This is a genomic window from Acidobacteriota bacterium (genome assembly GCA_028874215.1).
In the GTDB taxonomy this organism is placed as follows: domain Bacteria; phylum Acidobacteriota; class UBA6911; order RPQK01; family JAJDTT01; genus JAJDTT01.
The window spans coordinates 127,665-134,400 of record JAPPLF010000111.1 but is presented as its reverse complement, the minus strand read 5'-3'; the positions used below and the strand labels follow the sequence as shown (position 1 = coordinate 134,400).

The window sequence follows — 6,736 nt, the reverse complement described above, 5'->3', positions numbered from 1 at the left end:
TCCGGTGAAGCAAAGTGGCGCCGAAGACCGGGCGATTGGAAATCGCCCTTCCTGGGGCGGCGGTTTCCTAACCGCCGAACTCCGGTGTGGCAACTTGGCGACGAAGACCGGGCGATTGGAAATCGCCCCTCCTGTCAACCGCCCTGGGAGACCAGCGTGACCTCGGTGACCTCCGGCGGACAGTTCAGGCGCAATGGGGCCGTCACCCCGATCCCCACGTTGGTGTAGAGCCATCCCTGGCCGACCCGGTAGAGGCCCTGGTCGTACTTGCGCCCGTACGGAGGCAGGAAGGGGGAGCCGATGAAGGGGAAACGGACCTGGCCGCCGTGGCTGTGGCCCGAAAGCTGGAGCAGGACCCGGCCGTCGGCCAGGAAGTCGTCGGCGAAGTCCGGTTCGTGCATCAGGAGGAGGGTCGGGTCCTCGCCGTTGCGGTTCGCCAGCGCCTTCTCAAAATCGTGGCGCCGGACCCAGCCGTCGTCCACGCCGGCCAGGTAGAGCGGTTGCCGGCCGACCGGCAGGGTCAACCCTTCGTTTATAAGCATGTGAATGCCGGAGCGGGTCAGTGCGTCGATCACCGCATCCGCGTTCTTCCAGTGGTCGTGGTTGCCCAGAACGGCGAAGACCCCGTACTTGGCGTCCAGGCGTCCCAGGGCCGGCGCCAGCTCGTAGATGGATTCGGCGGTGGAGAGGACGTAGTCTCCGCCCAGCAGGGCCAGGTCGGGCCGGCACTCGTTGGCCATCTCCACGGCGGCGTCGATGAGTTCGATCTGCGTGTGGGGGAAGAGATGGAAGTCGCTGAGCAGGACGATCCGCAGGCCGTCCAATGAACCGGGCAGGCTTGGGAGAGGCACCTGGACCCGCTCCAGACGGAGCCGTTTGACCTCGAGTCTCGTCGCGTAGAGCCAGGTCCCGCTCAACCCGACGTAACCGGCCCCCAAGCCGATTCCCAGGGTCTTCAGTACCTTTCTGCGAGTGATCTTCATGGATTGAGGATCAATCATAGCACCCGTCTGGAGCGGCGACTTTCCTGTCGCCGATTCCTCAATCGAAGAAAGAGGAAGCATAATGGGCGGCAGGAAAGTCGCCCCTCCGGCCCTTGCCAACAGGTTGGCGCCCGCGTAACCTCTGCCCCGAGTCGAGGCGGTCCAGCCTCGGCCGGTTTCCACGACGAGGAGAGTCCGATTCATCCGCTACTGACCATGACCACGACCCCGGTGCGCGTCGACCGCTACGACGGGCTGCAGACCGTCGACTACGTGGTGGTCGCGGTCTACTTCGCGTGCGTGCTGCTGCTGGGCTACTACTTCAGCAAGCGGCAGAAATCGGCCGACGAGTACTTCCTGGCCGGGCGCAAGATGCCCTGGTTCGTGGTGGGGCTCAGCATGTACGCCTCGCTGCTCTCCACCATCGCCTATCTCTCCGAACCGGGCGAGTTCATCAAGAACGGGATCGGGGTCTGGGGCCGGCAGATGCACGTTCCCTTCAGCGTGGCGGTGGCGGTCCTGATTCTCGTCCCCTTCTTCATGCGCAAAAGGCTGACCAGCGCCTACGAGTACCTGGAGGAGCAATACGGTCTCGGCGCGCGGCTGTTCGGCTCGACGCTTTTCCTCTGCATCCGCCTCTCCATGATGGGGATGATCGTCTACACCGCCGCCATCGCCATGTCCAAGATGGCCGACCTGCCCTTCACCTGGGTGGTGCTGGGGGTCGGCGTCATCGCCGTCGTCTACACGGTGCTGGGCGGCATGCGGGCCGTCATGTGGACCGACCTGGTGCAGTTCATCATCCTCTTCGGCGGCCTCCTCTTCACCATCGGCTACATCTTCGTCGACACCGGGACCGGCCCCGTCACCTGGCTCCAGGACATCCTGGCGGCGGACCATGAGCCGCAGCCCTTCTTCCGGCTCGACCCCTACGTCCGGGTCAGCGTGCTGGGGATGGCCATCTACGCCTTCGTCTGGTGGGTCTCCACCTGCGGATCGGACCAGCTCATGGTGCAGCGTTACCTGGCCACGGGATCGCTCCGCGCCGCCCGCCGTTCCATCCTGGCCAACCAGGCCGCCGACGTGAGCGTGGGCATCCTCCTGGGACTGGGCGGAATCGCCCTCTACTCCTACTACAAGGCCCAGCTTCCGGGGACGCCCGACGAGGTTTTTCCCCACTTCATCGCCCACACCCTGCCGCGGGGCCTGGCCGGCCTGGTGGTGGCCGCCCTCTTCTCCACCGCAATGGCCGCGCTGGATTCCAGCATGCACGGAGTCGCCACCGTCCTGACCGTCGACTTCGTGGGACGCTTCCGAAAAGATCCGCTCTCCCAGAAGTCCCAGCTCCGCCTGGCCCGGTTCTTCACCCTGGGAGCCGGCATCTACGCCGTCCTCTTCTGCCTCTTCCTGAACACCATCCCCGAGGGCTCCCGGGGCAACATATTCGATCTCACGACCCGGATCATCGCCTACGTCATCGGGACCCTGGGAGGCATGTTCGTCGCCGCCTTCCTGAAATTCCGCGCCAGCGCCGCCGCCATGGTGCTGGCGGCCTTCCTGGGTCTGGGGACCGGGTTCTACCTGTCCCTGGGACACTGGTTCCAGGACCACCCCGACGTCTTCCTCTACGTCCTGGAGGAAGGCGAGGAACCGACCCGATGGACGCCGCTGGCGGAGACGCCCAACACCATCGGCTCCAGTCCCGGCGACAACCGCTTCGTCCTGACCGGAGAAGGAGTGGCTCCCCGGCATGCCGGGGTGGAGCGGACGCCTGAGGGCTGGTCGATTCGGGCTCTGGCCGAGGATGCGGAGATCCGGGTCAACGAAAGTTCCGGGTCGCCTGCCCTGATCGCCCCCGACGACGTGGTGACCCTGGGGTCGCGCCGGCTGCTGGTCCGGCTGAAGGCCGTTTCCTGGATGTGGCCGCTGCCGGTCTCCTTCTTCGTCACGTTGCTGGCGACTCTGATTCTGGGATGGCTCTCCGTGTTCAAACGGAGGAGCTGAACTGGTATTTTCCTAATAGAGGAGAGTATGGACGCCCCGATCGAGCCGACCACCAGCGACGGATTGAAGAAACGTCCCCGGCGCCTGAAGCGGAAAGTCTACGAAGCGGAGCTCCGGCGGCTGCAGGCGGAGCTGACCAAGCTCCAGGACTGGGTGGCCCGGGAAGGGCTCAAGGTCGTGGTCCTGTTCGAGGGCAGGGACGCGGCCGGCAAGGGGGGCGTCATCAAGCGGATCATCCAGACGCTGAATCCGCGTCAGGTCCGCGTGGCCGCCCTGGCCAAGCCCACCGAGCGCGAGCGGACCCAGTGGTATTTCCAGCGCTACGTGGCGCATCTCCCGGCCGCCGGCGAGATCGTTCTCTTCGACCGGAGCTGGTACAACCGGGCCGGCGTCGAGCGGGTCATGGGGTTCTGCACCGACGAGGAATACTGGGAATTCCTCTACTCCTGCCCCCAGTTCGAGCGGATGCTGCTCCGGTCGCACCTCCACCTCATCAAGTACTGGTTCTCGGTGAGCGACGACGAGCAGGAACGCCGTTTCCAGGCCCGGATCCGCGATCCGCGCAAGCGCTGGAAACTGAGTCCCATGGATCTGGAGTCGCGGCTGCGGTGGGTGGAGTACTCCAAGGCCAAGGACGCCATGTTCGACAAGACGGACGTCCCCGACGCACCCTGGTACGTGGTCAACGCCGACGACAAGCGCCGGGCCCGCCTCAACTGCATCACCCACCTGCTGAGCCGGTTCGACTACAACCAGAAAGATCCGCCCGAGCTGGAGCTCCCGCCCCGGCAGGAGGACGGCGGTTACGTCCGGCCCCCCATGGGGATCCAGCGGTTCGTTCCGGAAGTCTACTGAAACCTCCGCCACCGGCGGGCGGAACTCACATCGTGGCCAACCGAACACCAATGCAATTTCCCAGAGGCAACTTCTTTCCCATCGAAGTCACGGAGACCGAGAAGGACTACGAAGTAAAGATCGCGCCCGGCGAGAAGGAGCGGGCCAAGAAGATCCCGGGCCGCCGCTGGGACCCGAAAAGGACCCGTTGGGTGTATCCGAAAACGATGGCGTGTTATCGCGCTTTGAAGAAAGAATTTGGACGCGACGCCGCGATTTTCGAGCTCGGAGAACCCACCTCGAAAAGGCTCCCTCCTCCGGCGCCCGCCGAGGCGAAACCCGGCGAAGCAACGGTGCGGAAACGTTTGGATAACCTCGACGAAGGGGTGAAGACGCTTCTGAGTATTGTGGACAACGTCGAGAAGTCGGCTCGGAAAACGCAAAGTCTGGTCGAGGGGGCTTTCGAGACCTCTGAGTCACGAAGCGACGGTGAAATCGATCTCACCGAGCGAACGATTCTCCGGGACCTGGAAAAGATGCTCAAGGAATTGGCGTTTCAGGTGTCGGGAGATCCCTCCTTCAAGGTCTGGATGAGGGAAATGGAACCCATCATGTATCCCCGGGAGTTTGTCGAAAGCACTCATGAGGAAATCCGTAGGAACATCAGCCAGATGCTGGGAGCGGAAGGCCGGGCCAGGTCCAGTTTTCCGGAATACGTCTCCCGGCTACAGGCGGAAGGCCTGCTGCCCATGGGTTCGGTTCCGAAGGCGTCCTACGTGCTACGCTCAATGAACGACCACAGAAACCGTATTGCGCACGCCCGCCGCGTTGAGATGTCAGACGCGGAACGCCTCACGCGCTCCATCATCTACCTTTTCAATCTGGCCCTCGTCTGGAATTACGTCGCCTCGGAGCAATTGGACGAGAGTGACATGGGCTGAGCGATCCGCTTAATCCGGCAAAGCATAAGCCACCAACCCGTCGGACGTGACGTCGCTGAAGACGTTGCCACCGCCCGCGGCGATCACCACGTACTGCTTAGCCGTCTTCTCCCCCCAGAAGGTCATGGGCGTGGCGTGGGCATTGGCCTCCAGCAGGTCGACCCAGAGCTCCTCTCCGGATGCCGAGTCGAACGCCCGGAACCTGCTGTCGTTGGTGCCCCCGACGAAGACCAATCCTCCTGCGGTGACGATGGATCCGCCCAAGTTCGGGGTTCCGGTCTTGGGGACGCCTTTCTCCGCCAGCTCGTCAACGACGCCGAGGACACTCTTCCACACGATCTCGCCACGGTTCAGATCCACGGCGTTGAGCGTTCCCCAGGGAGGCTCCTGGCAGGGCCACTTGTTGTCCTGCCAGAATCGGCGGCCCGCGCCGCGGGCGTTCCCCAGCTCGGTGACGTTCACGTAGAGAAACCCGGTCGTGGGATCGAACGAGGCTCCGGACCAGTTGGCTCCGCCCAGGGAACCCGGCAGCATGAGGGTCGGCCCCTCCTGCCGCGGCGTGTAGATGCCCTCGTAGTGGAGCGAGTCGAAGAGCTCCCGGCAGAATTCGTAGGACTCGGGCGTGACCCGGCTCACGTCGTCCCGGGTCAGGTTGTGCCGTACCAGCGGAGGCGGCTTGACGGTGAAGGGCTGGGTGGGCCAGTTGTATCCGCCCCCGGTCTGGGGCACGGGACGCTCCTCCACCGGGAGCACCGGCTTGCCGGTCTCCCGGTGCAACACGAAGACCATGCCCATCTTGGTGGGCTGAGCCACGGCCGGGACCGCGCGGCCGTCCTGTTCCAGGGTCACCAGCACCGGCTGGGCCGGAAGGTCATAGTCCCAGGTGTCGTGGCGGACCGCCTGGAAGTACCAGACCAGCTTTCCGGTGAGGGCGTCCAGCACCACCAGGGAGTTTCCATACAGGTTCTGGCCGTCGCGGTCGGGGCCCAGGGGGGAGGCCGTAGGGACGAACACCCAGCCCCGCTCCGTGTCCACGCTGATGATCGACCAGGCGTTGGCGCCGGAACGGTCCTTCCACGAGTCTCCCTCCCAGGTCTCGTTTCCCGGTTCGCCGGGCCGGGGAACGGTGTGGAACTCCCAGACCAGGTCGCCCGTGAGCACGTCCCAGGCCCGGACCTTGCCGCTGGGACCCTTGCTCTCCTGGCCGGAGCTGAGCCGCGACCCCGTGACCACCACGTTCTGGTAGACGGCCACCGGGGAGGTGACCGTGTAGATGCTCTTGGGCCAGCGGGTGGTCATGCCCCCGTCCAGGTCCACCCACCCGTCCTGGCCGAAATCGGGGATCAGACGGCCCGTGTCGGCATCCAGCGCGAACAGCCGGGCGTCTCCCGTCCCCATGAGGATCCGCCGTTGGAGTTTCCCATCGACGGTCCCCTCCCAGTACGAGACTCCCCGGTGTTGGAGATAGAAACGGCTGTCTCCGCTGCCTTCCTGCGGATCGAACTCCCAGAGTTCCCGTCCCGTCTCCGCCTCCAGGGCGATGACCCGGTTGGACGGCGTGGACAGGTAGAGGACCCCGTCCACCACCAGGGGCGTGGTCTCCCACGGAGCCTGCATCCGGTTGGGGATGGTCCGGTGCGGGCGCTTGACCTCTCCCATGCGGTAGATCCAGGCCACCTCCAGTTCCTGGACGTTGGTCCGGTTGATCTGGGCCAGGGCGGAGTACCTCGTCCCGCCAGGGTCCTTGCCGTGGTAACGCCAGTCGTTGTCGTCGGAAGGGTCGGGCGCCGGGACGCAGTTTGCGGCCAGCAGGAGACCCAGTAGCAGGAGGAGACGGTCTCGCGACCATGTGCCGGTCTTCATGGGGACCATATGATGCCACATAGGAGCACAATTGGAGGGGGGACAGTCTTTTTCCTCCGATGGACGATCAAAGAATCGGCGGTTAGGAAACCGCCGCCCCAATGAATCGGC

At 64.7% G+C, this 6,736-nt stretch carries 5 protein-coding genes; 3 read left to right on the top strand and 2 right to left on the bottom strand.

Annotated elements, in window-relative coordinates:
- Positions 1-134: 134 nt before the first annotated feature.
- The gene (locus tag OXT71_23020) at positions 135-983 is read right to left on the bottom strand and encodes a metallophosphoesterase (protein MDE2929272.1); all 849 of its coding nucleotides are present in this window, start codon (positions 981-983) and stop codon (positions 135-137) included.
- Positions 984-1,199: 216 nt separating this feature from the next.
- Between OXT71_23020 and OXT71_23015 the strand changes: the two genes are divergently transcribed.
- From OXT71_23015 to OXT71_23005, 3 genes are read left to right on the top strand one after another with little or no spacing between them, the layout of a single operon-like run.
- Entirely contained in the window at positions 1,200-2,987 is a 1,788-nt protein-coding gene (locus OXT71_23015) for a hypothetical protein (protein ID MDE2929271.1), read from the top strand.
- Positions 2,988-3,014: 27 nt separating this feature from the next.
- On the top strand, positions 3,015-3,842 hold the full coding sequence (gene ppk2, locus OXT71_23010) for a polyphosphate kinase 2 (GenBank protein ID MDE2929270.1): 828 nt from the start codon (positions 3,015-3,017) through the stop codon (positions 3,840-3,842).
- Positions 3,843-3,892: 50 nt separating this feature from the next.
- Complete coding sequence (locus OXT71_23005) at positions 3,893-4,762, top strand: hypothetical protein (GenBank protein MDE2929269.1); 870 nt, start codon at positions 3,893-3,895, stop codon at positions 4,760-4,762.
- A 9-nt stretch (positions 4,763-4,771) separates the two neighbouring features.
- Here the strand turns inward: OXT71_23005 and OXT71_23000 are convergent, their stop codons facing one another.
- Entirely contained in the window at positions 4,772-6,625 is a 1,854-nt protein-coding gene (locus tag OXT71_23000; protein MDE2929268.1) for a pyrroloquinoline quinone-dependent dehydrogenase, read from the bottom strand.
- Between the last annotated feature and the right edge of the window lie 111 nt (positions 6,626-6,736).